22 protein-coding genes are annotated in these 23269 nt (G+C 60.8%); 13 read left to right on the top strand and 9 right to left on the bottom strand.

Features of this window, described 5'->3' with window-relative positions; genetic code table 11:
• Nucleotides 1–9: 9 nt before the first annotated feature.
• From AACY08_RS26835 to AACY08_RS26825, 3 genes are all read right to left on the bottom strand, one after another.
• Nucleotides 10–1095 (bottom strand): 5-(carboxyamino)imidazole ribonucleotide synthase, encoded by a 1086-nt coding sequence (locus tag AACY08_RS26835; protein WP_339472161.1) that lies wholly within the window; start codon nucleotides 1093–1095, stop codon nucleotides 10–12.
• Between the two features lie 11 nt (nucleotides 1096–1106).
• Nucleotides 1107–1598, bottom strand: a complete 492-nt coding sequence (gene purE / locus AACY08_RS26830; RefSeq protein ID WP_003176980.1) for a 5-(carboxyamino)imidazole ribonucleotide mutase — start codon at nucleotides 1596–1598, stop codon at nucleotides 1107–1109.
• A gap of 287 nt (nucleotides 1599–1885) precedes the next feature.
• Complete coding sequence (locus AACY08_RS26825) at nucleotides 1886–2794, bottom strand: LysR substrate-binding domain-containing protein (protein ID WP_076952091.1); 909 nt, start codon at nucleotides 2792–2794, stop codon at nucleotides 1886–1888.
• 182 nt (nucleotides 2795–2976) lie between these two features.
• Between AACY08_RS26825 and aspA the strand changes: the two genes are divergently transcribed.
• Nucleotides 2977–4401, top strand: a complete 1425-nt coding sequence (gene aspA, locus AACY08_RS26820) for an aspartate ammonia-lyase (RefSeq protein WP_339418656.1) — start codon at nucleotides 2977–2979, stop codon at nucleotides 4399–4401.
• A gap of 32 nt (nucleotides 4402–4433) precedes the next feature.
• On the opposite strand, the gene AACY08_RS26815 is transcribed toward aspA, so the two are convergent.
• Nucleotides 4434–4601: a hypothetical protein gene (locus AACY08_RS26815; protein ID WP_175405973.1), complete on the bottom strand. Its 168-nt coding sequence runs from the start codon at nucleotides 4599–4601 to the stop codon at nucleotides 4434–4436.
• Between the two features lie 191 nt (nucleotides 4602–4792).
• Between AACY08_RS26815 and AACY08_RS26810 the strand changes: the two genes are divergently transcribed.
• The 5 genes from AACY08_RS26810 (at nucleotide 4793) to AACY08_RS26790 (ending at nucleotide 10620) form a co-directional block, all read left to right on the top strand.
• On the top strand, nucleotides 4793–6238 hold the full coding sequence (locus AACY08_RS26810) for an alanine/glycine:cation symporter family protein (RefSeq protein ID WP_339418651.1): 1446 nt from the start codon (nucleotides 4793–4795) through the stop codon (nucleotides 6236–6238).
• Nucleotides 6239–6319: 81 nt separating this feature from the next.
• The gene (locus AACY08_RS26805; protein WP_339472160.1) at nucleotides 6320–7297 is read left to right on the top strand and encodes an asparaginase; all 978 of its coding nucleotides are present in this window, start codon (nucleotides 6320–6322) and stop codon (nucleotides 7295–7297) included.
• Between the two features lie 50 nt (nucleotides 7298–7347).
• Complete coding sequence (locus tag AACY08_RS26800) at nucleotides 7348–8340, top strand: AraC family transcriptional regulator (protein ID WP_339472159.1); 993 nt, start codon at nucleotides 7348–7350, stop codon at nucleotides 8338–8340.
• Between the two features lie 154 nt (nucleotides 8341–8494).
• On the top strand, nucleotides 8495–9532 hold the full coding sequence (locus AACY08_RS26795; RefSeq protein WP_339472158.1) for a histone deacetylase family protein: 1038 nt from the start codon (nucleotides 8495–8497) through the stop codon (nucleotides 9530–9532).
• Nucleotides 9529–10620 carry a polyamine ABC transporter substrate-binding protein gene (locus AACY08_RS26790; protein ID WP_339472157.1) on the top strand — a complete coding sequence of 364 codons (1092 nt, stop codon included), beginning with the start codon at nucleotides 9529–9531 and terminating at the stop codon, nucleotides 10618–10620. Before AACY08_RS26795 ends, AACY08_RS26790 begins: the two co-directional genes overlap by 4 nt.
• Here AACY08_RS26790 and pdxR read toward each other — a convergent pair whose 3' ends face one another.
• Entirely contained in the window at nucleotides 10621–12159 is a 1539-nt protein-coding gene (gene pdxR / locus AACY08_RS26785) for a MocR-like pyridoxine biosynthesis transcription factor PdxR (RefSeq protein WP_339472155.1), read from the bottom strand.
• 87 nt (nucleotides 12160–12246) lie between these two features.
• Between pdxR and AACY08_RS26780 the strand changes: the two genes are divergently transcribed.
• Genes AACY08_RS26780 through AACY08_RS26770 form a run of 3 tightly spaced genes read left to right on the top strand, consistent with a single transcriptional unit; the run spans nucleotide 12247 to nucleotide 14010 of the window.
• Nucleotides 12247–12885 carry an FMN-binding negative transcriptional regulator gene (locus AACY08_RS26780; RefSeq protein ID WP_339472153.1) on the top strand — a complete coding sequence of 213 codons (639 nt, stop codon included), beginning with the start codon at nucleotides 12247–12249 and terminating at the stop codon, nucleotides 12883–12885.
• Nucleotides 12882–13328, top strand: coding sequence for a GNAT family N-acetyltransferase (locus AACY08_RS26775; RefSeq protein WP_339472151.1), 447 nt, complete (start codon nucleotides 12882–12884; stop codon nucleotides 13326–13328). The genes AACY08_RS26780 and AACY08_RS26775 overlap by 4 nt, the downstream gene beginning before the upstream one ends.
• 10 nt (nucleotides 13329–13338) lie before the next feature.
• Entirely contained in the window at nucleotides 13339–14010 is a 672-nt protein-coding gene (locus AACY08_RS26770) for a GNAT family N-acetyltransferase (RefSeq protein ID WP_339472149.1), read from the top strand.
• A gap of 135 nt (nucleotides 14011–14145) precedes the next feature.
• Here AACY08_RS26770 and AACY08_RS26765 read toward each other — a convergent pair whose 3' ends face one another.
• Entirely contained in the window at nucleotides 14146–15042 is an 897-nt protein-coding gene (locus AACY08_RS26765; protein ID WP_339472147.1) for a homocysteine S-methyltransferase family protein, read from the bottom strand.
• A gap of 114 nt (nucleotides 15043–15156) precedes the next feature.
• Here AACY08_RS26765 and AACY08_RS26760 point away from each other — a divergent pair, with 114 nt between their 5' ends.
• The 3 genes from AACY08_RS26760 to AACY08_RS26750 all read left to right on the top strand — a co-directional run bounded on the left by AACY08_RS26760 (nucleotide 15157) and on the right by AACY08_RS26750 (nucleotide 18277).
• Complete coding sequence (locus AACY08_RS26760) at nucleotides 15157–15978, top strand: ABC transporter substrate-binding protein (protein ID WP_339418637.1); 822 nt, start codon at nucleotides 15157–15159, stop codon at nucleotides 15976–15978.
• The gene (locus AACY08_RS26755; protein ID WP_339472145.1) at nucleotides 15975–16805 is read left to right on the top strand and encodes an amino acid ABC transporter permease; all 831 of its coding nucleotides are present in this window, start codon (nucleotides 15975–15977) and stop codon (nucleotides 16803–16805) included. The genes AACY08_RS26760 and AACY08_RS26755 overlap by 4 nt, the downstream gene beginning before the upstream one ends.
• A gap of 188 nt (nucleotides 16806–16993) precedes the next feature.
• On the top strand, nucleotides 16994–18277 hold the full coding sequence (locus AACY08_RS26750) for an autotransporter outer membrane beta-barrel domain-containing protein (RefSeq protein WP_339472143.1): 1284 nt from the start codon (nucleotides 16994–16996) through the stop codon (nucleotides 18275–18277).
• A 70-nt stretch (nucleotides 18278–18347) separates the two neighbouring features.
• Here the strand turns inward: AACY08_RS26750 and oadA are convergent, their stop codons facing one another.
• Together oadA and AACY08_RS26740 are read right to left on the bottom strand one after the other, a co-directional pair.
• Complete coding sequence (oadA, locus tag AACY08_RS26745; protein WP_339418632.1) at nucleotides 18348–20156, bottom strand: sodium-extruding oxaloacetate decarboxylase subunit alpha; 1809 nt, start codon at nucleotides 20154–20156, stop codon at nucleotides 18348–18350.
• Nucleotides 20157–20258: 102 nt separating this feature from the next.
• Nucleotides 20259–21674 (bottom strand): acetyl-CoA carboxylase biotin carboxylase subunit, encoded by a 1416-nt coding sequence (locus tag AACY08_RS26740; RefSeq protein ID WP_049710865.1) that lies wholly within the window; start codon nucleotides 21672–21674, stop codon nucleotides 20259–20261.
• A 195-nt stretch (nucleotides 21675–21869) separates the two neighbouring features.
• Between AACY08_RS26740 and AACY08_RS26735 the strand changes: the two genes are divergently transcribed.
• The gene (locus AACY08_RS26735; protein WP_339418629.1) at nucleotides 21870–22844 is read left to right on the top strand and encodes a LysR family transcriptional regulator; all 975 of its coding nucleotides are present in this window, start codon (nucleotides 21870–21872) and stop codon (nucleotides 22842–22844) included.
• On the opposite strand, the gene AACY08_RS26730 is transcribed toward AACY08_RS26735, so the two are convergent.
• On the bottom strand, nucleotides 22774–22971 hold the full coding sequence (locus tag AACY08_RS26730; protein ID WP_339418627.1) for a PA3496 family putative envelope integrity protein: 198 nt from the start codon (nucleotides 22969–22971) through the stop codon (nucleotides 22774–22776). The two genes, AACY08_RS26735 and AACY08_RS26730, sit on opposite strands and share 71 nt — an antisense overlap.
• Nucleotides 22972–23269: the final 298 nt, after the last annotated feature.

Genomic DNA, 23269 nt, shown 5'->3' with positions numbered 1-23269 from the left:
ATCCCTGAGTTATTGTTCGGCGATCAGCGCCTCGACCTTGAGGATCTGCGCTTCGAGAGTCGCACGGTCTTTGCAGCGCAGGTTGGCGTGACCGACCTTGCGCCCGGCCTTGAAGACCTTGCCGTAGTGATGCAGGTGACAGTCGTCGATGGCGATGACTTTTTCCACCGGCGGTACCACACCGATGAAGTTGAGCATGGCGCTTTCGCCGACCTTGGCCGTGGAACCCAGCGGCAAGCCCGCAACCGCCCGCAGGTGGTTTTCGAACTGGCTGCACTCGGCACCTTCGGTGGTCCAGTGCCCGGAATTGTGCACGCGCGGGGCGATTTCGTTGGCCTTCAGGCCACCGTCGACTTCAAAGAACTCGAACGCCATCACCCCCACATAGTCCAGTTGCGTGAGCACACGACTGGAATAATCTTCGGCCAGCGCCTGCAGCGGGTGATCAGTGCTGGCCACGGACAGCTTGAGAATGCCACTGTCGTGGGTGTTGTGCACCAACGGGTAGAAGCGGGTTTCGCCATCACGTGCACGCACAGCGATCAGCGAGACTTCACCAGTGAACGGCACGAAGCCTTCCAACAGGCACGCGACGCTGCCCAGTTCGGTAAAGGTACCAATCACATCGGCGGCAGTGCGCAGAACTTTCTGGCCCTTGCCGTCATAACCCAGGGTGCGGGTTTTCAGCACGGCCGGCAGGCCGATGTTGGCGACAGCGGCGTCCAGGTCCGCCTGGGACTGGATGTCGGCGAAGGCTGGGGTCGGAATGCCCAAGTCCTTGAACATACTTTTCTCAAACCAGCGGTCGCGGGCAATGCGCAAGGCTTCAGCGCTCGGATAGACCGGCACGAACTGCGACAGGAACGCTACGGTTTCAGCCGGAACGCTTTCGAACTCGAAGGTCACCAGGTCGACTTCGTCGGCCAGTTGGCGCAGGTGGTCCGGGTCGCTGTAGTCAGCCCGCAGGTGTTCACCCAAGGCGGACGCGCAGGCGTCCGGCGCCGGGTCCAGGAAAGCGAAGTTCATCCCCAGCGGGGTGCCCGCCAAGGCCAGCATGCGGCCCAATTGGCCGCCACCGATTACACCGATTTTCATCGTCAACAACCTCAGGCGATACGTGGGTCTGGATTGTCCAGCACGCTGTCTGTCTGCTCAGCACGGAATTTTTTCAGCACCGCGTGGAACTGCGGGTGCTTGGCGCCCAGGATGCTGGCGGACAGCAAAGCGGCGTTGATCGCGCCGGCTTTGCCGATCGCCAGGGTCGCCACCGGAATGCCGGCGGGCATCTGCACGATGGACAACAGCGAATCCACGCCCGAGAGCATCGCCGACTGCACCGGCACACCAAGCACCGGCAGGTGCGTCTTGGCCGCACACATGCCAGGCAAGTGCGCTGCACCGCCGGCACCGGCAATGATCACCTCGATACCACGGGATTCTGCTTCATCGGCATACTGGAACAGCAAATCCGGGGTGCGGTGGGCGGAGACCACCTTCACTTCATACGGAATGCCGAGTTTTTCCAGCATATCGGCGGTGTGGCTAAGGGTGGACCAATCGGACTTGGAGCCCATGATCACGCCAACCAATGCACTCATCGTCGTGCCTCTTCTCTCTGGGCGCCCGCGGGCGCGTCAAAAAACAACAAGCCACGCGGGAAATCCGGCGTGGCTTGTTGTACGAAATTGGGCCAGTTGGACCGGCCGAAGGCCGCGCAGTATACCGTAATAATTAAGATAAACAGCCCCTTGGATGACCATCTGTCTAGCGGCGAAAAGTGGCGGTTTTATTGACTTATGAGTCAGTCAAAAGCGCTGAAGAATCATGTGGGAGCGAGCAAGTCGACGCGTCGAACCGCCGCTCCCACATTTGATTTTCGTCGCCCTCAGGTGCCTTGCGCCGCGCCACCTTCCAGTTTGCGCCACAACAACCGCACGTTCGCCTTGCGCACCAACGCACAGCGATACAAACGAATCTCCAGCGGCACATGCCATTGCGGCCCGCCGCACACCACCAATTCCCCGCGCGCCAGTTCAGCGCGTACGCTGAGCTGCGGCACCCAGGCGATGCCCAACCCTTCCAAGGCCATGCTTTTGAGGCTGTCCGCCATGGCGGTTTCGTAAACCGTGGTAAAGCGCAGCGCACGCTGGCGCAGCAGCAAGTTCACCGAACGCCCGAGAAACGCACCGGCGCTGTAGGCCAGCAACGGCACGCTGCCCTCGCCTTCCAGGTCGAACAGTGGCTTGCCGTCGGCATCGGCGGCGCATACCGGGAGCATTTCGGTGTTGCCCAGGTGCAAGGACGGGAAGATTTCGGCGTCCATCTGCATCGCCGCGTCGGGATCGTAGAACGCGAGCATCAGGTCGCAACCGCCTTCGCGCAGGGCGTGCACGGCATCGCCGACGTTGGTCGCAACCAGCCGCGTGGCGATGTTCAATCCTTCGTTGCGCAGTTGCGCGATCCAGCGCGGGAAGAAGCCCAGTGCCAGGGAGTGGGCAGCCGCCACTTGCATGACTTCGCCCTGCCCGCCTTCCAGATGATGCAAATGGCGCAGCACTTCACCGAGCTGTTCGACCACGGTGCGCGCGGTGACCAAAAACAGCTGCCCTGCCGCCGTCAGCTCCACCGGGGTGCGTGAGCGGTTGACCAAGGTCAGGCCTAGCGCAGCTTCCAGGCTGCGGATGCGTCGGCTGAACGCCGGCTGGGTGACGAAGCGCCGCTCTGCCGCCTGGGAAAAACTGCGCGTTGCCGCCAGGGCACTGAAGTCTTCCAGCCATTTGCTCTCAAGGTTCATCACTTCCTCCCACGGGTACGCACCATTTTGGCACACACGCCCGCCATCATAGCTGGGTCACATGCGCATTATGCCGTTTGCGCATAGGCCAGTGCTTAACAGCATTGGCCCAAAAACGTCTACACGCCTAGCATTCGCAGCGTTCCGGCCTGTTCCGGGTCCCTATTGAGATGATTTTCGTCATGTCCTCCGCTGCATCATTCCGCACAGAAAAAGACCTGCTTGGCGTACTCGAAGTACCTGCCCAAGCGTATTACGGCATCCAGACCCTGCGAGCGGTGAATAACTTCCGCCTCTCGGGCGTTCCGATTTCGCATTACCCGAAATTGGTGGTCGGCCTGGCAATGGTCAAGCAAGCAGCCGCTGACGCCAACCGCGAGTTGGGCCAGCTCAGCGAAGCCAAGCACGCTGCCATCAGCGAAGCCTGTGCCCGCCTGATCCGCGGCGATTTCCACGAAGAATTCGTGGTGGACATGATTCAAGGCGGCGCCGGCACTTCAACCAACATGAATGCCAACGAAGTCATCGCCAACATCGCGTTGGAGGCCATGGGCCACAACAAGGGCGAATACCAGTACCTGCACCCGAACAACGACGTGAACATGGCGCAGTCGACCAACGACGCCTACCCGACCGCGATCCGCCTGGGTCTGCTGCTGGGCCATGACGCGTTGCTGGCCAGCCTCGACAGCCTGATACAGGCGTTCGCTGCCAAGGGCGTCGAGTTCAGCCACGTGCTGAAAATGGGCCGTACCCAATTGCAAGACGCCGTGCCGATGACGCTCGGCCAGGAATTCCGCGCCTTCGCCACTACCCTCAGCGAAGACTTGGCCCGCCTGAAAACCCTGGCGCCAGAACTGCTGACCGAAGTGAACCTGGGCGGCACCGCCATCGGCACCGGCATCAACGCCGACCCGCGTTACCAGGCCCTGGCCGTTCAGCGTCTGGCAACCATCAGCGGCCAGCCGCTGGTACCGGCTGCCGACCTGATCGAAGCCACCTCCGACATGGGCGCGTTCGTGCTGTTCTCCGGCATGCTCAAGCGGACCGCGGTGAAACTGTCGAAGATTTGCAACGACCTGCGCCTGCTGTCCAGCGGCCCACGTACCGGCATCAACGAAATCAACCTGCCGGCACGCCAGCCAGGCAGCTCGATCATGCCCGGCAAGGTCAACCCGGTCATCCCGGAAGCCGTTAACCAGGTCGCGTTCCAAGTCATCGGCAACGACCTGGCGCTGACCATGGCAGCCGAAGGCGGCCAACTGCAACTGAACGTGATGGAACCGCTGATCGCCTTCAAGATCTTCGACTCGATCCGCCTGCTGCAACGCTCCATGGACATGCTGCGCGAGCACTGCATCGTCGGCATCACCGCCAACGAAGCCCGCTGCCGCGAACTGGTGGAGCATTCCATCGGCCTGGTCACCGCGCTGAACCCTTACATCGGCTATGAAAACGCTACCCGCATCGCCCGTATCGCCCTTGAAAGCGGGCGTGGCGTGCTGGAACTGGTGCGCGAAGAAGGCTTGCTCGACGACGCCATGCTCGACGACATCCTGCGCCCCGAAAACATGATTGCCCCACGCTTGGTCCCATTGAAGGCCTAAGCGTTTGTTGCACCGCTCACCAGGTTGAGGGACTAGACACCTCTCACCTTTTGAGGGCCTGAAGGCTCGTTCTTCAGGCCCTTTTTTTTGCCTTGAGGTTGCGAAATGACGCCCATAAAAACTCCAATATCGCCCTGCAAACCCACCTTGACCGCCACTGCGTGGCTGAAACCTTTAATCAGCCCGAGCAGACGAATCACGTTCGCCTAGGTATAGTGCCGCCCCTCTCGCGTCTGCGGCCGTCGGTAACGAGGCCCTGAAACTGCGCGAAACCGCATGAATAACAACCCGCAAAAGGATTGGGGTCGAACTGTCGCGCACTGCCTGGTGCGATGCGACGGCGTCGAACCGTCCTGCGTTTGCCATTAGAAAAATCAGCGAGGAACACTCCATGCTCGAAGTCATCAACGACTTCCTCTCAGGGAAAGTACTGATCGTGCTCATTGTCGGGCTCGGCGGTTATTTCACGATTCGCTCGCGTTTCGTTCAATTTCGTCACTTCTTCCACATGTTTTCGGTGTTTAAAGACAGCCTGAAAAGCAGCGCTGGCCAGCTCAGCTCGTTCCAGGCGCTGATGCTCAGCCTGGCCGGCCGTGTGGGTGCCGGTAACATTGCCGGTGTCGGCATTGCCGTGACCCTGGGTGGCCCGGGCGCCGTGTTCTGGATGTGGGTCACCGCGTTGGTGGGCATGTCTTCGAGTTTCATCGAGTGCTCCCTCGGCCAGCTCTACAAACGCACCGACGCCGAAGGCACCTACCGTGGCGGCCCGGCTTACTACATCCAGCACGGCCTGCAAAAACGCTGGTTGGGGATGGTCATGGCGTTCCTGCTGCTGGTGACGTTCGGCTTTGCCTTCAACGGCCTGCAAGCGCACGCCGTGACGCACTCGCTGAACAACGCCTTTGGCCTGGACACCACCTACACCGGCCTGGCGCTGGCGGTATTGCTGGGCCTGGTGTTCATCGGCGGGATCAAGCGCATCGCCTCGATCGCCGACCTGCTGGTGCCGGTCAAAACCCTGATCTACATCGCGGTAACCCTGTACGTGATCGTGCTGCAATTCGACCAAGTGCCAGCCATGCTCGCGACCATCGTCAAGAGCGCCTTCGGCCTCGACCAAGCCTTCGGTGGCCTGGTAGGCAGCGCGATCATCATGGGTGTGAAACGCGGCGTGTTCGCCAACGAAGCCGGTTTGGGCAGTGCGCCTAACGTGGCGGCGGTGGCTTCCGTGGAACACCCGATCGCCCAAGGCGTGGTCCAGGCGTTCAGCGTGTTCCTCGACACCTTCGTGATCTGCACCTGTACTGCATTGCTGATCCTGCTCTCCGGTTTCTACACGCCGGGCTTTGAAGGCGACGGCATTGCCCTGACCCAGAACTCCCTGGCAGCGGTAGTGGGCGATTGGGGTCGCATGTTCATCTCGGTGGCCCTGGCGTTGTTCGTGTTCACCTCGATCATGTACAACTACTACCTCGGCGAGAGTAACCTGCGCTTTTTGGTCGGCAATAACCGCAAGGTGCTGATGGGTTATCGGGCGCTGGTGCTGGTGCTGATTTTCTGGGGTTCGATCGAAAACCTGGGCACCGTGTTCGCCTTTGCCGACATCACCATGACCCTGCTGGCGTTCGTCAACCTGTTTGCCCTGGCGTTCCTGTTCAAGATCGCCATGCGCATCCTGAATGACTACGACAACCAGCGTGCGGCAGGCATCAAGACCCCTGTGTTCGATTCCAGCCAGTTCCCTGACCTGGACTTGGACCGCAAGGCCTGGCCAGCGAACCCGGCAAAACCGGAAGCGGCAGCCTCGGCTGAACTGAACGCTCAACCGCAACGCTGAGCGCAGTTAGATAGATGACACGCCGCCCGGCCTTGGGCATGCTCTGGGCCCGGCGGCGTTTTTCGTTCAGGAGATTTCTCGATGCAACCAGCTAACAACGTCATGGTGCTCTACACCGGTGGCACCATTGGCATGCAGGCCAGCGCCAATGGCCTGGCTCCCGCATCCGGTTTTGAAGCACGCATGCGCGAACAGCTCACCGACCAGCCCGTGCCTGCGTGGCGCTTCCAGGAAATGGCGCCGCTGATCGACAGCGCCAACATGACCCCTGCGTACTGGCAGCGTTTGCACACAGCAGTGATCGACGCCGTGGACCAAGGCTGCGATGCCGTGCTGATCCTGCACGGCACCGATACCCTGGCCTACAGCGCAGCGGCCATGAGCTTCCAACTGCTGGGTCTGCCGGCACCGGTGGTGTTCACCGGCTCCATGCTGCCAGCCGGCGTGCCGGACAGTGATGCCTGGGAAAACGTCAGCGGGGCGTTGGTTGCGCTGGGCGCAGGCCTGGCACCCGGTGTTCAACTGTACTTCCATGGCTCGCTGATGGCGCCAACCCGTTGCGCGAAAATCCGCAGTTTTGGCCGTCATCCGTTTGCCGCCCTGCAACGCAACGGCGGCGTGGCCCAGGCCGATATGATCCCGGCGGCGCTGCATTTCCGCCAGCCGAAAGCGTTGGCCAATGTCGGCGTGCTGCCGCTGGTGCCCGGTATCGCTGCCGCACAACTGGACGCGCTGTTCAACAGCGGCATCCAGGCACTGATCCTTGAATGCTTCGGCAGTGGCACCGGGCCGAGCGACAACCCCGCGTTCCTGGCCAGCCTGCAACGTGCGCAGGCTGAGGGGATTGTGGTCGTTGCCATCACCCAATGCCATGAAGGCGGTGTTGAATTGGACGTCTATGAAGCCGGCAGTCGCCTGCGCGGCGCGGGTGTGTTGTCCGGCGGCGGCATGACCCGCGAAGCGGCGTTCGGCAAGCTCAATGCGCTGATCGGTGCCGGGCTAGATACCCAGGAAGTCCGCCGCCTGGTGGAGCTGGACCTGTGCGGCGAGTTGCGCTGAGCGGCATGTAACTTGCTCTTCTTCCAGCCATCCCGTGGCTGGAAGACCCTATGTTGCACTCCCACCTCACCACCCTCAATGCCGTCTCGCTGATCGTTAACGCGTTCAAGATCGAAGGCTTTCCCGCTGAAACGTTACTTGCCGGCAGCGGCATTTGCACCGCCGACCTGAGCCGCGCCGACACCTGCATCACCACCAACCAGGAGATGCGCGTGTGTGCCAACGCAGTAGCGCTGCGGCGGGATATCGGCCTCGAATTGGGCCGCAAGATGCATGTGTCGTCCTACGGCATGCTCGGTTATGCGCTGCTCACCTGCGCCACCTTCGGTGACGCTTTGCGCCTGGCGCTACGCTACCCGGCGCTGTTGGGAACACTTTTCGAGCTGAGCCTGGAAAACGACGGCGAGCGTATCTGGCTGACCGCCGCCGATTACCGGGAAACGCCCGCGCTGGAAATGTTCAATGTTGAATTCTGCCTGGTTTCGCTGAAACTCATCTGCGACGACCTGCTGGGCCAGCCGCTGCCGTTACTCGGCGCACGCTTCGAATACGGCGCGCCGGACTATCACGCGCGCTACCACGAGTGCTTCGCCTGCTCGCTGCACTTTGAAGCCAGCGCCAATGCCTTTGCGTTTGATAAGCGCTGGCTCGACCAGCCGCTGCCACTGGCCGACGCCGTCACCCATCACACCGTGGCCGAACGCTGTCGCAAGCAGAACCTGGAGTTCACCGGGCGCCAGGCCTGGCTGGGTCGAATCCGCCATCTGCTCGCCGCACAGCTCCACGCCGCGCCCGGCATTGAAGGCTTGGCAGAACAGATGAACTGTTCTGCGCGAACCTTGCGTCGGCATTTGCATGACTTGGGCAGCAGCTACCAGGAACTGCTCGACGAACTGCGCTTCGACCGCGCTAAGCAGTTGCTGGGGCAGGACGAGATGCCAATCTACCGAATCGCCGAAAAACTCGGTTTCAGTGAAACCGCCAGCTTTCGCCATGCATTTGTGCGCTGGAGCGGGGTGGCGCCTAGTCAATTTCGCCCCTGACGCTTCGTAATGGCGCGCCGATGCACGTTATCGGGGCGAATTGCGGACACACAATTTGGCCGTATTTATCCCCTTTTGGCCGCTCTTGCCGTTTGCTAAAAACCGTCCCACCGCAAGACTGCATCCACTGATACAGCCTGCGGAGAACAAAAAAATGCTGACGATCTACTCAGACGATCATCACCTGCATCACGGCCGGTGCGAATTGATGGACGGGCAACTGATGCCCTGCTTCGAAATGCCGTCGCGTGCCGACCATGTACTGCAACGGGTCAAGGACCGCGAACTCGGCCCGGTGCAGGCGCCGCAGGATTTCGGCCTGGCGCCGCTGCAACGTATCCACAGTCGCGACTACCTGGAGTTTTTCAAAGGCGCCTGGGCGCGCTGGACTGAATTCGCCACCGACGGCGACCTGCTGCCGTATACCTGGCCGGCCCGTACGTTGCGCCGGGTATTGCCCACCAGCCTGCACGGCCAACTGGGTTACTACAGCTTCGACGGCGGCGCGCCGATCACCGCCGGCACCTGGCAAGCGGCGTACAGTGCGGCACAGGTGGCGCTGACCGCGCAACAGGCAATCCAGCAAGGCGCCCACAGTGCCTTCGCGCTGTGCCGCCCGCCGGGGCATCACGCCGCCAGCGATTTGATGGGCGGTTATTGCTACCTCAACAATGCCGCCATCGCGGCCCAGGCATTTCTCGACCAGGGCCACAAGAAGGTCGCAATCATTGACGTGGACTACCATCACGGCAACGGCACCCAGTCGATTTTCTATGAGCGCAACGATGTGCTGTTCACCTCTATCCACGGGCACCCGGAAGCGGAATTTCCGTTCTTCCTCGGCTATGCCGACGAGCTGGGCGAAGGCGCGGGAGAAGGTTTCAACTTCAACTATCCGCTGCCTGCCGGTTCGGGTTGGGATCAATGGAGCGCGGCGCTGGACGAGGCCTGTAAGGAAACCGAACGCTATGACGCCGACATCATCGTGGTGTCTCTGGGCGTAGATACGTTCAAGGACGATCCGATCTCACAGTTCAAACTCGACAGCCCAGACTATTTGGCCATGGGCCGACGCCTGGCTCGCCTTGGCAAACCCACGCTGTTCGTCATGGAAGGCGGCTACGCGGTGGAAGAAATCGGCATCAACGCCGTCAACGTGCTCGAAGGTTTCGAACAAGGAGCTACCCGATGAAGCTGCTCACTACCCTCGCCTTATGCGCCACGCTCTTGAGCGGCGCGGCCCAGGCCGAAGAAAAAACCCTCAAGGTCTACAACTGGTTCGACTACATCACCCCCAAGGCGCTTGAGGACTTCAAGGCGCAGAACCCGACCATCAAACTGGTTTACGACATCTTCGACACCAACGAAGCCCTGGAGGCCAAGCTGCTCACCGGCAACTCCGGCTATGACGTGGTAGTGCCGTCCAACGTGTTCCTGGCCAAGCAAATCGAAGCCGGGGTGTTCCAGCCCCTCGACCGCAGCCAGTTACCCAACTGGAACCACCTCGATCCCAAGCTGATGAAGCTGATCGAAGCCAACGACCCCGGCAACAAATTCGCCGTGCCCTACATGTACGGCACCATCCTGATCGGCTTCAACCCCGACAAGGTCAAGGCCGCACTGGGGCCGAACGCACCGGTAGACAGTTGGGACCTGATCTTCAAGGAAGAAAATATCAGCAAGCTCAAGCAATGCGGCGTGGCCTTTCTCGATTCGCCCTCGGAGATCCTGCCACTGGCCTTGCAGCACCTGGGCCTGGACCCCAACAGCAGCAACCCCAAGGACTACGCCAAGGCTGAAGCGCTGCTGATGAAGATCCGCCCCTACATCACCTACTTCCACTCCTCCAAGTACATGGCCGATATCGCCAACGGCGACATCTGCGTGGCCGTGGGTTACTCGGGCAGCTTCTCCCAGGCCGCCAACCGCGCCAAGGAAGCCAAGAATGGTGTGACGGTGGACATGCGCCTGCCCAAAGAAGGCGCGCCGATCTGGTTCGACATGCTCGCCATCCCTAAGGGCGCGCAAAACCCTCAGGACGCCTACACCTTTATCAACTACCTGCTGCAGCCACAGGTGATCGCGCCGGTCAGCGATTTCGTCGGTTACCCCAACCCCAACAAGGACGCGACCGAGTTGGTCGACCCGGCGATTCGCAACAACGCAAACCTATACCCCACCGAGGCGGCGATGGCCACGCTGTACACCTTGAAACCCTTGGGGCGTGATGCGGAACGTGTGCGGACACGGGCCTGGACCAAAATCAAATCGGGCACCTGATCAGCATTGCCAGGCCTGGCGCAATCGCGCCAGTGCCGAGGCCATGTCCGCTTCGGGCACCGCGGCGAACCCCAATACCAGGCCTGCGCGCTGATCCACTGGCGTGATTGATTGCGCCAGCCAGTAAGCGCTCAGGCCGTTGACCTCGACATCCGCCGCGTGGGCCTGCGCCAGCAACTGCTGCTCGCGGGCCAGGCTGTCGACACGCACCGTCACATGCAGCCCCGCCGCAACGCTGGGCAGTTCTCCCACACCCGGCAGACCGCTGGGCCAACCCGCCAACAACACATTGCGGCGGCTCAACGCGGCCCGGCGCATGCGGCGAATGTGCCGCTGGAAATGCCCGGTCGCCATGAATTCAGCCATCACCGCCTGGGTGCTGACCTCGGAGTGGCGCATGTCCACGGCGCGGCGCCGGGCGAAGGCGTCTACCAACGCCGGTGGCAGTACCAGGTAACCGAGGCGCAACGCCGGAAAGGCCACTTTGCCAAAGGTGCCGACGTAGAGCACCCGCCCGTTGCGGTCCAAGGCGGCGAGCGGCGAGAGCGGCGCGCCACTGTAGCGGTACTCTCCGTCGTAATCGTCTTCGATGATCCAGCCATCCGTGCGTTCGGCCCAGGCCAGCAATTCCAGGCGCCGCGCCAGGCTCATTACCACGCCCAACGGATACTGATGTGAAGGCGTGACATAGGCCACACGGCAATCCTGCAGGCGGTTGAGCACCTGACAATCGATGCCCTCGCCGTCCACTGGCACACCGTGCAGCTGCCCGCCTGCCAGGGCGAACGCATGCCCTGCGGCGCGGTAGCCGGGGTTTTCCACCGCCACGCCATCGCCGGGCTCCACCAGCAGCTGTGCACAAAGGCTGATTGCCTGCTGCGCGCCACTGGTGATCACAATTTGTTCAGCTGAGCACTGCATGCCCCGCGAGCTGCGCAGGTACGCGGCAATCAGGCCACGCAAGCGGTCGTCCCCCGCCGGGTCGCCATAACAGAGTTGTGCCAAGTCGGGCTTGCGCCAGAAAGCCCCATTCAGCTTGGCCCATACCTCAAATGGAAACAGATCGAATGCCGGAACACCGACCCGAAACGCCCTTGGTGGCCCGGGAGGTGGAACCGGTAAATGGTGAGTTTGCACACGCCCAAAAGCAGGCCTGTGGATAACTTCACTGGCTGATTTAACCGGCAAATCCAACCAATTTGTGGATAAGGCTGGGGATAAGCTTGTTGAAAACCCTGTGGATACTTTTGTGGATAGTTTTTTTGCCGTAGGCAATTGAGCGACGTAAGTGCCATCGCCTACTCGGCTTTCAATAAACCCTTCCGCGTACAGTTGATCGTAAGCGCGCACCACGCTGTTCCGCGAGATCGACAGTGCAGCCGCCAAGTCACGACTGGCGGGTAGGCGCGTGCCGCTGGCCAGTCGCCCGTCCAGCACGCGTTGACGCAGCGCTTCATACAGCTGGCGCGTCAGCCCTTGACGGCGATCCAACTCGATACCGGCAGGGTTGAACGACAACGGCGGCGCAATGGGCGGCATATTGGACCTATGAAATTAGCGCTAGATGGCTCTTACAACGAACCATTAGCCTGCCTAGGATGCAGGCATTCGCCAAGGAAAATTTCTATGTATACGCCCCGTGCCTTTGCCCTCGAAGACTTGCCCGAATTGCAGCAATTGATCCAGCACACCCGCTTGGCGCAGTTGGTGACCGTAGGCGAGCACGGCCTGCAAGCCAGCCACTTGCCGCTGCTGCTCAACCCCGATGAAGGCCCTGATGGCACACTTTACGGGCACCTGGCTAAGGCCAACCCGCAGTGGAAGGACCTGCAAAACGGCAGCGAAGCTCTGGTGATCTTCGCCGGCGCCGAGGCGTATATCAGCCCGTCGTTTTACCCGGGCAAGGCCGAGCACGGCAAAGTCGTGCCCACCTGGAATTACATCGCCGTGCATGCCTACGGCAAGGCCGAGGTGTTTACCGATGCCGAGCGTTTACTTGGGGTGGTCAGTGCATTGACCGATCGCCATGAAGGCAGCCGCGCCCAGCCGTGGAAAGTCAGCGACGCCCCGGCCGACTACATTGAAGGCATGCTCAAAGCCATTGTCGGCTTTGCGTTGCCGATCGAGCGCCTGATCGGCAAACGCAAACTCAGCCAGAACCGCAGCGCTGCCGACATCGCCGGCGTTCGCGAGGGGCTGGCCGCCAGCGTCGACGTACGTGACCAGACCCTCGCACGCTTTATCCCCCAAGGAGTCCCAGAATGAGTCAGATCGACATCCGCCAGGTCACCGCCGCCGACCATGGCGCCTGGCTGCCGCTGTGGCAGGCGTACCTGAAGTTCTACAACACCGAACTGCCGGGCGCCGTTAGCCAAAGCACCTGGGAGCGCCTGATCGACGCCAACGAGCCGACCCATTCCGTACTGGCCTGGCAAGACGGCAAGGCGGTGGGCATGGTCAACTTCATCTACCACCGCTCCAATTGGAGCATCGAAAACGCCTGCTACCTGCAAGACCTGCTCGTAGAGCCCTCTCAACGGGGCACCGGCGTGGGCCGCAAGCTGATTGAGTTTGTCTACGCCACCGCAAAGGCTGACGGCTGCTGTAAGGTTCACTGGCTCACCCACGAGACCAACGCCACTGCGATCCAGCTGTACGAACGCATCGCCGAACGCCCTGGTTTCATCCAATTTCGCAAAGGTCTTTAAGGAGCGCAGCATGTCCACCTCCCTCGCCAACTGGAAAGGCGTCCCGGCACCCAGCGTGCAACTGCTTGAAGGGCGTTTTATCCGCCTGGAAAAACTCGACCCGGCGCGCCATGGCGATGACTTGTGGCAAGCCCTTGAAGGCCCCGGTGCCGACCCCAAGCTGTGGGACTATTTACCCTACGGGCCTTTTCCTGAGCGCAGTGCGTTCAATGCCTGGTTGAACAACCACGCTCAACACAACGAGCCCTATTTCTTCAGCGTGGTCGACCTCAAGACCGGCCAGGTGCAAGGCATCCTCAGCCTGATGTCCATCGTCCCAGCCCAGGGCCGTATCGAAATCGGCCACGTCACCTTTGGCGCGCCGATGCAGCGCTCACCGAAAAGCACCGAAGCGGTGTACTTGCTGGCCAAGTATGCGTTCGAGCAGGGTTATCGTCGGCTGGAATGGAAGTGCAATAACGGCAACGCCCGCTCCAAATATGCGGCAGAGCGACTGGGGTTCAGTTTTGAAGGGGTGTTCCGCCAGCACATGGTGGTCAAGGGGCAGAACCGGGATACGGCGTGGTATTCGATCATCGATACCGAGTGGCCGGCGATTGGGGCGGGGTTTGAGGCGTGGTTGTCCGAGACTAACCAGACACATTCAGGCCAGGTGAAAAGCCTGGCAAAGTGCCGGGCTTAACCTACCCGGCAACACAGAAACCCTTGTGGGAGCGGGCTTGCTTGCGAATACGGCGGGTCAGTCATTGCAGCTGTCGACTGATCCACCGCTTTCGCGAGCAAGCACGCTCCCACATTAGGACTTGTGTGAATTCAACTACCTCAGCTTCTGGGCCAACACCGCAATGTGCTCAGGCCCGATCCCGCAGCATCCGCCCAAATGGCTGGCACCGCGTGCCTGCCAGTCCGCGGCCCAGTGCAGGTAACCCGGCGGGTCCAGATCCTCACGCAATGGGTCAAGACCATCGTTGGCCGTGGCTTCCTTGGGCTGCGGCGGGAAGGCATTGGCGTAGGCGCCCACCTCAATCTGCACGCCCAGGCGCTCGAACGTCTGGCGCGCTGCGTCAATGGCATCGCCTATCACTTCCGGCTGGCTGCAGTTGAACAACAGCACGTGCACACCCAGCTGCGCAGCCGCTTCGGCCGCATCCGCCACCGGTTCGCCAGAACGCAGGCGCGGGACTTCGTCGGTGTCTTCATCCTTGAGAGTAAACGACAGCCAGAACGGTTTGCCGTCCTCGGGCAAACCGGCGTGGATCGCACGGGCTTCAACGATCGAGCTCTGGGTTTCCGCCAGCCACACGTCAACAAAAGGCGCGAGGCCTCGCACCAACGGTGTCAGCAATTCGGATACGCGCTGTGGCTTGAACAGGTCCGGGCGATACGAACCAAACAGCGGCGGCAGCGAACCCGCCACGCGCACGGCCCTGCCGGATGCGTCTACCGCGCGCCTGGCCAGCTCACCGGCAAGCGCCGCCAGGGCTTCGCCCTCCTCGGCAAACCGCGCCTCGCCGATATGGAACGGCACCACCGCGTAGCTGTTGCTGGTGATCACGTTGGCACCGCTCTGAATGTACGCCGCATGCACCGCCTCCACCGCTTGGGGCGCTTCGCTCAAGGCCAACGCTGACCACTCCGGCTGCCGGAACGGCGCGCCACGGCGTTGCAGTTCACGGCCCATGCCGCCATCAAGAATTACTGTTGCTGTGGCCATATGCTTTTTACTCATAAGCTTATGAAAATAACTCACTATGAGAGTCGTTCTTATAACTATTTAATACGTCCAATCCGCTTCATAACAACTCTTTTTTCATTCAGGTACCGATCCATGAAACTGAAACCGCTGCTGGCCTTGGGCCTGACGATTCTGGCCGCTTCAACGCAAGCCTTTGGCGGTGCAACGCTGGACCGAATTGAGAAGAAGAAAGAACTGGTGGGCGTGCTGATGGAGAGCTACCCGCCGTTCTCGTTTCTTAACGAACAAAATCAGCTCGATGGCTTCGACGTCGACGTGGCCAAGGCCGTGGCGCAAAAACTCGGTGTGAAGCTGCGCCTGGAGACGCCCTCCTGGGACGTGATCGCGGCCGGCCGCTGGAGTGGCCGCTACGACATCTGCATCTGCTCCATGACCCCGAGCAAGGCCCGCGCCGAGGTGTTCGACTTTCCGGTGGAGTACTACGCCTCGCCGGCGGTGATCGTGGTCAACGCCAAGGATGATCGCATCCACAGCGCCAAGGACCTGAGCGGCAAGAAAGTCGGCCTGACCAGCGCCTCCAGCTATGAAAGCTACCTGAACAAAAACCTGGTGATTGAAGGCGCCGAAGACACGCAGTTGCAGTATCCATTCGACAACGTACAGATCGCGCCCTACGACACCGACAACGTGGCCTTCCAAGACCTCGGCCTGGGCGCCGGCGTGCGCCTGGATGCAATCCTCACCAACCTGGTCACCGCTCAACCGCGCCTCACCGAGGACAAGCGCTTCAAGCTGGCCGGCGAGCCGTTGTATTCGGAGCCCAACTCAGTGGCGATCGAAAAAGGCGACCCGCAGTGGGACAGCAAGGTGCGTGAAGTCTTCGCCCAGTTGAAACAGGATGGCACCCTGAGCAAGCTGTCGCAGAAATGGATCGGCGCCGACATCAGCCAATGACTGCGTTCCCCACACCTCCCAAGCCGCCGGTCAGCGCGTCGCGCTGGCAGCGGCTCTTCGGTTTTCGCACCCGGTTGTACCTGACCTGGGCCGTGCTGTTCTGCCTGTTCGCCAGTTTCTTCCTGAGCTTTGACCTGAAGTTCTCGATCATCCTCGACAAGCTGCCCAACCTGGTGGGCGTGCACCTGTCGCCCAACGGCTTCCTGCAAGGCGCGGCGCTGACGCTGTTCTTGTGCCTGTGCTCGATCGGGATATCGTCGGTGCTGGGGTTTGTCACCGCGCTGGGACGCTTGTCGAAAAGCGCCGTGGCCTTTGGCATCGCCAGCTTTTATGCCTCGTTCTTTCGCGGCACGCCGCTGCTGATCCAGATTTTGCTTATCTACCTCGGCCTGCCCCAGTTGGGCCTGGTGCCGGGCGCCATCGTCGCCGGGATCATCGCGTTGTCGCTGAACTACGGCGCTTACTTGAGCGAAATCTTCCGCGCCGGCATCCTCGGTGTCACCCACGGTCAGCGTGAAGCGGCACTCGCCCTGGGCATGCGTGACAGCGTGATCTTCTGGCACGTCACCCTGCCCCAGGCCATGCGCACCATCATTCCGCCGGCCACCAACCAGTTCATCTCGATGCTCAAGGACTCGTCCCTGATCTCGGTGATGGGCGTGTGGGAGGTCATGTTCCTGGCGCAGTCCTATGGCCGCTCGAGCTATCGCTATATCGAGATGCTGACCACGGCGGCGATTATTTACTGGGTGCTGTCGCTGGGCATGGAGCTGATCCAGGCGCGGCTGGAACGGCACTATGGCAAGGGGTATGTGCGTCGTAGTTGAGCTCCAAAAGCTGCATTAAAATGCATATTGGTGTGCTTTTAGGATCGTGATTACGCAATAAAATGCAGACGTCGCTTATCGCCGACCGATAGCGACAACTCCCGCACACCGCGACTGCGTGGCCTGACAGTTATCCCTCCTTCACCTCGCTAAATTCCCCGCCTCATTCACCAAGAGGTTGGGAATTCATGCCCATTACACTCCGCAGAATCGTACTTGCCATCAGCCTACTCGCTGCGGCCAACCTTCAATATGCACATGCGCGCGGCGATATCGAGTACATGCCGTACTGGTATCAACCCTACGACGCACCGGCTTTTGAGTGGTTCGACCTTCCCGAAGTTGAAGCTGCGCCTATCGACGGCTATTTCACTGGGCAAGCCACTACTCACAATGGTCGGCAGGTGGCGAAGGTGCTGGAGCCAGCACTGACTCGCCTGCTGGAGTCGGGCAAGCTGAGCTCCGAGCAGATCAAGGCCCTGGAGAAACTCAACGCCGAACTCGCACAGAAACCCGGCGCATTCGGCGCGGCCCTCGAGCAACTGGCGGGCAGCCAGAACGCAAACCTGGCGGCAGCAACCCAGAGCAGCACCCAGCAACTGAGCAGCCGCGTGCTCTCGACCCTGCGCGAGTTGCCCACCGACTCCAACGGCCACTTCTGGGTAAAAAACCTCGGCAGCGAAGGCGGTCTCGACAGCCAGCGCGGCACTGCCGGCCTGAATACGGCCAACCAAGGCGTTTTAATGGGCGCAGATTGGGCTGTCGACCACGCCTGGCGAGTCGGTATGCTGGGGGCAAAATCCAGCAGCCGTTTCGATACGCAGCGCTTTACCGCAGACCTGGACAGCTGGCATCTGGGCGGTTACGCCGTGCGCCAGGACGGCTCGTTGGCGTTACGCCTGGGGGCGATCTACAGCAGCCATGCGGGGCAAAACAAACGTGGCATCGATATCCTGGGTTACAAGGACACACTCAAGGGCCGCTACACCGCCAACAGCCAGAATGTCTTCGGCGAAATGGGCTACCAACTGGGCAGTGGCGACATCAGCATCGAGCCGTTTGCTGGCCTTGGCTACCAGCGCTACAGCCGTGACAGTTTCAAGGAACACGGCGGGGCCGCGGCGCTGAACGTCGATGCGCAAACCCAACAGAACCTGAGCAGCACCTTTGGTCTGCGTCTGGCCAAACTGTTCCTGTTCGACAACCAGATGACCCTCACACCCCATCTGAGTACGCAGTGGAAACACCTCTATGGCGACGTCGACAGCCAGGTGCGCCAGTCCTTTCGCCAGGGCGGCATTGACGGTTTCACCCTTCAGGGCGCGTCGCTCGACCGCAACAGCCTGAACCTGCAGGCTGGGCTCGATCTGGCACTCTCAGCCAACCACACCGTCGGCCTGGCCTACAGCGCGGAAAACGGCACCCAAAGCAGCAGCCAAGGCTTGATAGGGCAGTGGCGGATGCGTTTCTAAGCAAACTACAGGCGAAAAAAAGGGGAGCACCTGCCCCCCCGAGGATTAAACGGTAATGTCGAAGGCTGTATCAGCCTTCGATTTCAATCAGGATTTCGCCAGGGTTGACCCGGTCGCCCTTGGCTACATGAACAGCGCTCACCTTGCCGGCAATCGCTGCCTGCACTTCGGTTTCCATCTTCATGGCTTCGGTAATCAGTACGGCCTGGCCGGCCTTGACCACGTCGCCTTCCTTGACCAGCACGTCGACGATATTGCCCGGCATCGCGGTGCTGACATGGCCCGGCTCGGTGGCCTGCTTGCGCTTGCTGTTACCACCGCTGACAAACTCGTTGAGCGGTTCGAACACCACTTCTTCGGGCATGCCGTCGATGGACAGGTAGAAGTGGCGCTTGCCTTCGGCCTTCACGCCGACACCGGTGATGTCCACGCGGTAGCTCTCACCGTGCACGTCGATGACGAACTCGGTCGGCACGCCTTCGCCACCGGCACGGGCCACGCCGCCCGCTTCAGGAATCGGCAACAGTACTTCCGGCGCCAGGGTGCCGGCGTCGCGCTCTTCGAGGAACTTGCGGCCGATGTCCGGGAACATGGCGTAGGTCAGCACGTCTTCTTCAGACTTGGCCAGCGCGCCGATTTCGCCACGCAGCTTGGTCATTTCCGGCTTGAGCAAATCGGCCGGGCGTACGTCAATGACCTCTTCACTGCCGATGGCCTGGCGACGCAGTTTCTCATTCACGGTGCCCGGCGCCTTGCCGTAGCCGCCTTGCAGGTAGAGCTTCACTTCGTTGGTAATGGTCTTGTAGCGCTCACCGGCCAGCACGTTGAAAAACGCCTGGGTGCCGACGATCTGCGAGGTCGGGGTGACCAGCGGCGGGAAGCCAAGGTCTTCACGCACACGCGGGATTTCGGCCAGCACTTCGCTCATGCGGTTGAGGGCGCCCTGCTCTTTCAACTGGTTGGCCAGGTTGGAAATCATCCCGCCCGGCACTTGGTTGACTTGCACACGGGTGTCGACGGCGGTGAATTCACTTTCGAACTGGTGGTACTTCTTGCGCACGGCATAGAAGTACAGGCCGATCTCTTGCAGCAGTTCCAGGCTCAGGCCGGTGTCGAACTCACTGCCCTTAAGGGCGGCGACCATCGACTCGGTACCCGGATGGCTGGTGCCCCAGGCAAAGCTGGAAATGGCGGTGTCGATGTGGTCGGCACCGTTTTCGATGGCCTTGAGTTGGCACATCGCGGCCAGACCGGCGGTGTCGTGGGAGTGGATAAAGATCGGCAGGTTTTGTTCGGCTTTCAGCGCCTTGACCAGTTCACCGGTGGCGTACGGGGTCAACAGGCCGGCCATGTCCTTGATCGCAATCGAGTCGCAGCCCATGGATTCGAGCTGTTTGGCCTGGGCCACAAACGCTTCGACAGTGTGCACCGGGCTGGTGGTGTAGGCGATGGTGCCCTGGGCATGTTTGCCGGCGGCCTTCACCGCTTCGATGGCCACGCGCAGGTTACGCACGTCATTCATGGCGTCGAAGATGCGGAATACGTCGATGCCGTTGACTGCCGCCTTGGCCACGAACGCCTTGACCACGTCGTCGCTGTAATGGCGGTAGCCCAGCAGGTTCTGGCCACGCAGCAACATTTGCAGGCGGGTGTTAGGCAACGCGGCGCGCAGTTTGCGCAGGCGCTCCCACGGGTCTTCTTTGAGGAAACGTACGCAAGCGTCGAAGGTCGCGCCGCCCCAGACTTCCAGGGACCAGTAGCCGACTTTGTCGAGCTTGTCGCAGATCGGCAGCATGTCATCGGTGCGCATGCGGGTCGCGAGCAACGATTGGTGGGCGTCGCGCAGGATGGTGTCGGTTACGAAGATTTTCTTAGTCATATTCGGATCTCCTCATAGCTGCAAGTTTCAAGCTACAAGCTGCAAGTAAAGGCTGATGCGCTTTAACTTGTAGCTTGCCGCTTGCAACTTGCAGCTGCTTATTTATAAGCCTGCGTGGGCGGCGATGGCGGCGGCGATGGCCAGGGCCAGCTCTTCGGGTTTGCGCTTGATCGAGTAGTTGGTCAGCTCAGGGTGGGCTTCAACGAAGCTGGTATTGAACTGGCCGCTGCGGAATTCCGGGTTGCGCAGGATTTCCTGGTAGTAGGCGGCGGTGGTCTTCACGCCTTGCAGGCGCATGTCGTCCAGGGCACGCAGGCCGCGGTCCATGGCTTCTTCCCAGGTCAACGCCCACACCACCAGTTTCAGGCACATGGAGTCGTAGAACGGTGGGATGGTGTAGCCGGTGTAGATCGCCGTGTCGGTGCGCACGCCAGGACCGCCGGGGGCGTAGTAACGGGTGATCTTGCCGAAGCTTGGGAGGAAGTTGTTCTTCGGGTCTTCGGCGTTGATGCGGAACTGCAACGCGAAACCCCGGTGCTGGATATCTTCCTGTTTCACCGACAGCGGCAACCCGGAGGCGATACGGATTTGCTCGCGGACGATGTCGATCCCGGTGATTTCTTCGGTGATGGTGTGTTCCACCTGCACCCGGGTGTTCATCTCCATGAAGTACACCTCGCCCTCCGCGAGCAGGAACTCCACGGTGCCGGCGTTCTCGTAACCCACGGCCTTGGCGGCGCGCACCGACAGGTCGCCGATGTAGGCGCGCTGTTCCGGGGTCAGCTGAGGGCTTGGGGCGATTTCGATGAGCTTCTGGTTGCGGCGCTGGATCGAGCAATCGCGCTCGAACAGGTGCACCACGTTGCCAAAGCTGTCACCGAGGATCTGCGCCTCGATGTGCTTGGGATTGACGATGCATTTTTCCAGGAACACTTCCGCCGAGCCGAACGCCTTGGTGGCTTCGGAGATGACGCGGGGGAAGGCTTGTTCAAGTTCTTCGCGGCTGTTGCAACGACGGATACCACGACCGCCACCGCCGGAGGTGGCCTTGAGCATCACCGGGTAACCAATACGGTCGCCTTCAGTCAGGGCTTCGGCGATGTCGGCGACGTTGCCTTCGGTGCCGGGCGTGACCGGTACGCCAGCCTTGATCATGCTGCGGCGCGCTTCGGTCTTGTCGCCCATGCGGCGGATCACTTCAGCGGACGGGCCGATGAATTTGATCCCGCGTTCGGCACAGATATCCGCCAGTTCGGCGTTCTCCGACAGGAAGCCATAGCCGGGATGCAGCGCATCACAACCGGTTTCCACCGCCAAGTTCACCAGCTTGCGCGGGTTCAGGTAACCGGCCAGTGGCTCGGCACCAATGCTGTGGGCTTCGTCGGCACGCTTGACGTGCAACGCATGGCGGTCGGCGTCGGAGTAGACCGCGACCGAGCGAATGCCCATCTCGGCGCAGGCACGCACGATTCGTACGGCAATTTCACCACGGTTGGCGATCAGGATCTTTTTTATCACTTGGAAATTCCCTTGAGCCGATTGCTGCGTTCTTCGACCCACAGGAGCTGGGTCGTCGCGTGACCAAATGTTTCATGACAGTCGCAAGACACACCCTAAGCCCATAGAGGGATTAACAAAAATCAATAATTATTGGGTCATGCATAAGTAAAGACTTATAGTTGTTCGGCTGGCTTGGGATGAGGAGAGCTAAACATGCGTAAGTCATTGATGCGACTGACATTGCGTCAGCTGCAGATCTTTCATGAAGTGTGTGATTTGCGCTCTTATAGCCGCGCCGCCGAGGAAATGTCCCTCACACAGCCCGCCGTGAGCCTACAAATTCGTCAGCTGGAAGAGCTGATCGGCCAGCCGCTGTTCGATTATGTCGGCAAAAAACTCTACATGACCGAGGCCGCTGAAGCGCTGCAACGGGCCAGTCGCGATATCTTCGGACGGCTGGAGAACCTCGATATGCAGCTGTCGGACATGCAGGGCTCGCTGCAGGGCCAACTGAAGCTGGCCGTGGAGTCCAGCGCCAAATACTTTGTGCCGCATTTGTTTGCTGCCTTTAAGCGCCAGCACCCTGAGGTGCAGTTGCACCTGACGGTGGTCAACCGTGCCCAGGTGATCCGCCGGCTTTCCGACAACCGCGACGATCTGGTGATCATGTCCATGGTGCCCCAGGACATGGGCCTGGAATTCCTGCCATTCCTCAACAACCCGATTGTCGCCGTGGCGCCCCCCAACCACCCTTTGAGCCTGCAAGGCCCACTGCGCCTGCAAGATCTGGAACCTTACACGCTGCTGCTACGTGAACCGGGTTCCGGCACGCGGATGGCTTGCGAAGAGTACTTTAAGGAGAAACGTGTGCACTTCACCCAGACGGTGGAAGTCGCCTCGGCCGAGGCGCAGCGCGAATGTGTATGCGCGGGATTGGGCGTGGCCCTGCTGACGCGCCACGCGGTCAACATGGAACTGGCCACCGGCGGGCTCAAGGAGCTGCCGGTGGAAGAGCTGCCGCTGTACCGCAGTTGGTGCCTGGTGCAGGCCAAGGCCAAGCGCCTGTCACCGGTGGCCCATGCGTTCCTGGGCTTTATTCGCAGCGAACGGGTGCAGATCAGCGCACTGGCTGAGCGTTTCGCTGGGCAGCCGCGGGTGCCTGCCAGTGGAGTTCCGGGTAGTCACTGATGCTCTGGAGCAATTGGCGCTCCTCGCAACGGTCTTCGATTGCGCGACGGAACGCCATGCGGCGTTGGTCTTCCTGCTGACGACGGGTCTTTACGGTGCTGTTGCTGTCTTCGTAGGGCCGGGCCATTTCGAGTCTCCCAATGCGAGTGCGGGGAGTACAGGATGGGCGCAGGGGATGACGGTTTGGCGGCGCGGGGGTTACAGGACGATGAATCTTCTAAAACTGACGCAAATCCAATGTGTGTGGCTTGCCTGCGATAGCGGTGGCTCAGTCAGTGATGTGGTAACTGGCAGACCGCTATCGCAGGCAAGCCAGCTCTTATCAAACAAAAATTAACTCATTGTTTTTGCTCTTAAAATTTAAGCCGCTTTAACCAGCTGCAATCCCAGTTTGCGTGCCTTGCGTTCCAAGGCGCGCATCTGCC

The sequence above is a fragment of the Pseudomonas sp. EL_65y_Pfl1_R83 genome (assembly GCF_963970695.1).
Taxonomy (GTDB): domain Bacteria; phylum Pseudomonadota; class Gammaproteobacteria; order Pseudomonadales; family Pseudomonadaceae; genus Aquipseudomonas; species Aquipseudomonas tritici.
Note: the sequence above shows the minus strand (reverse complement) of the source record. Positions and strands in the feature narration are given on the sequence as shown.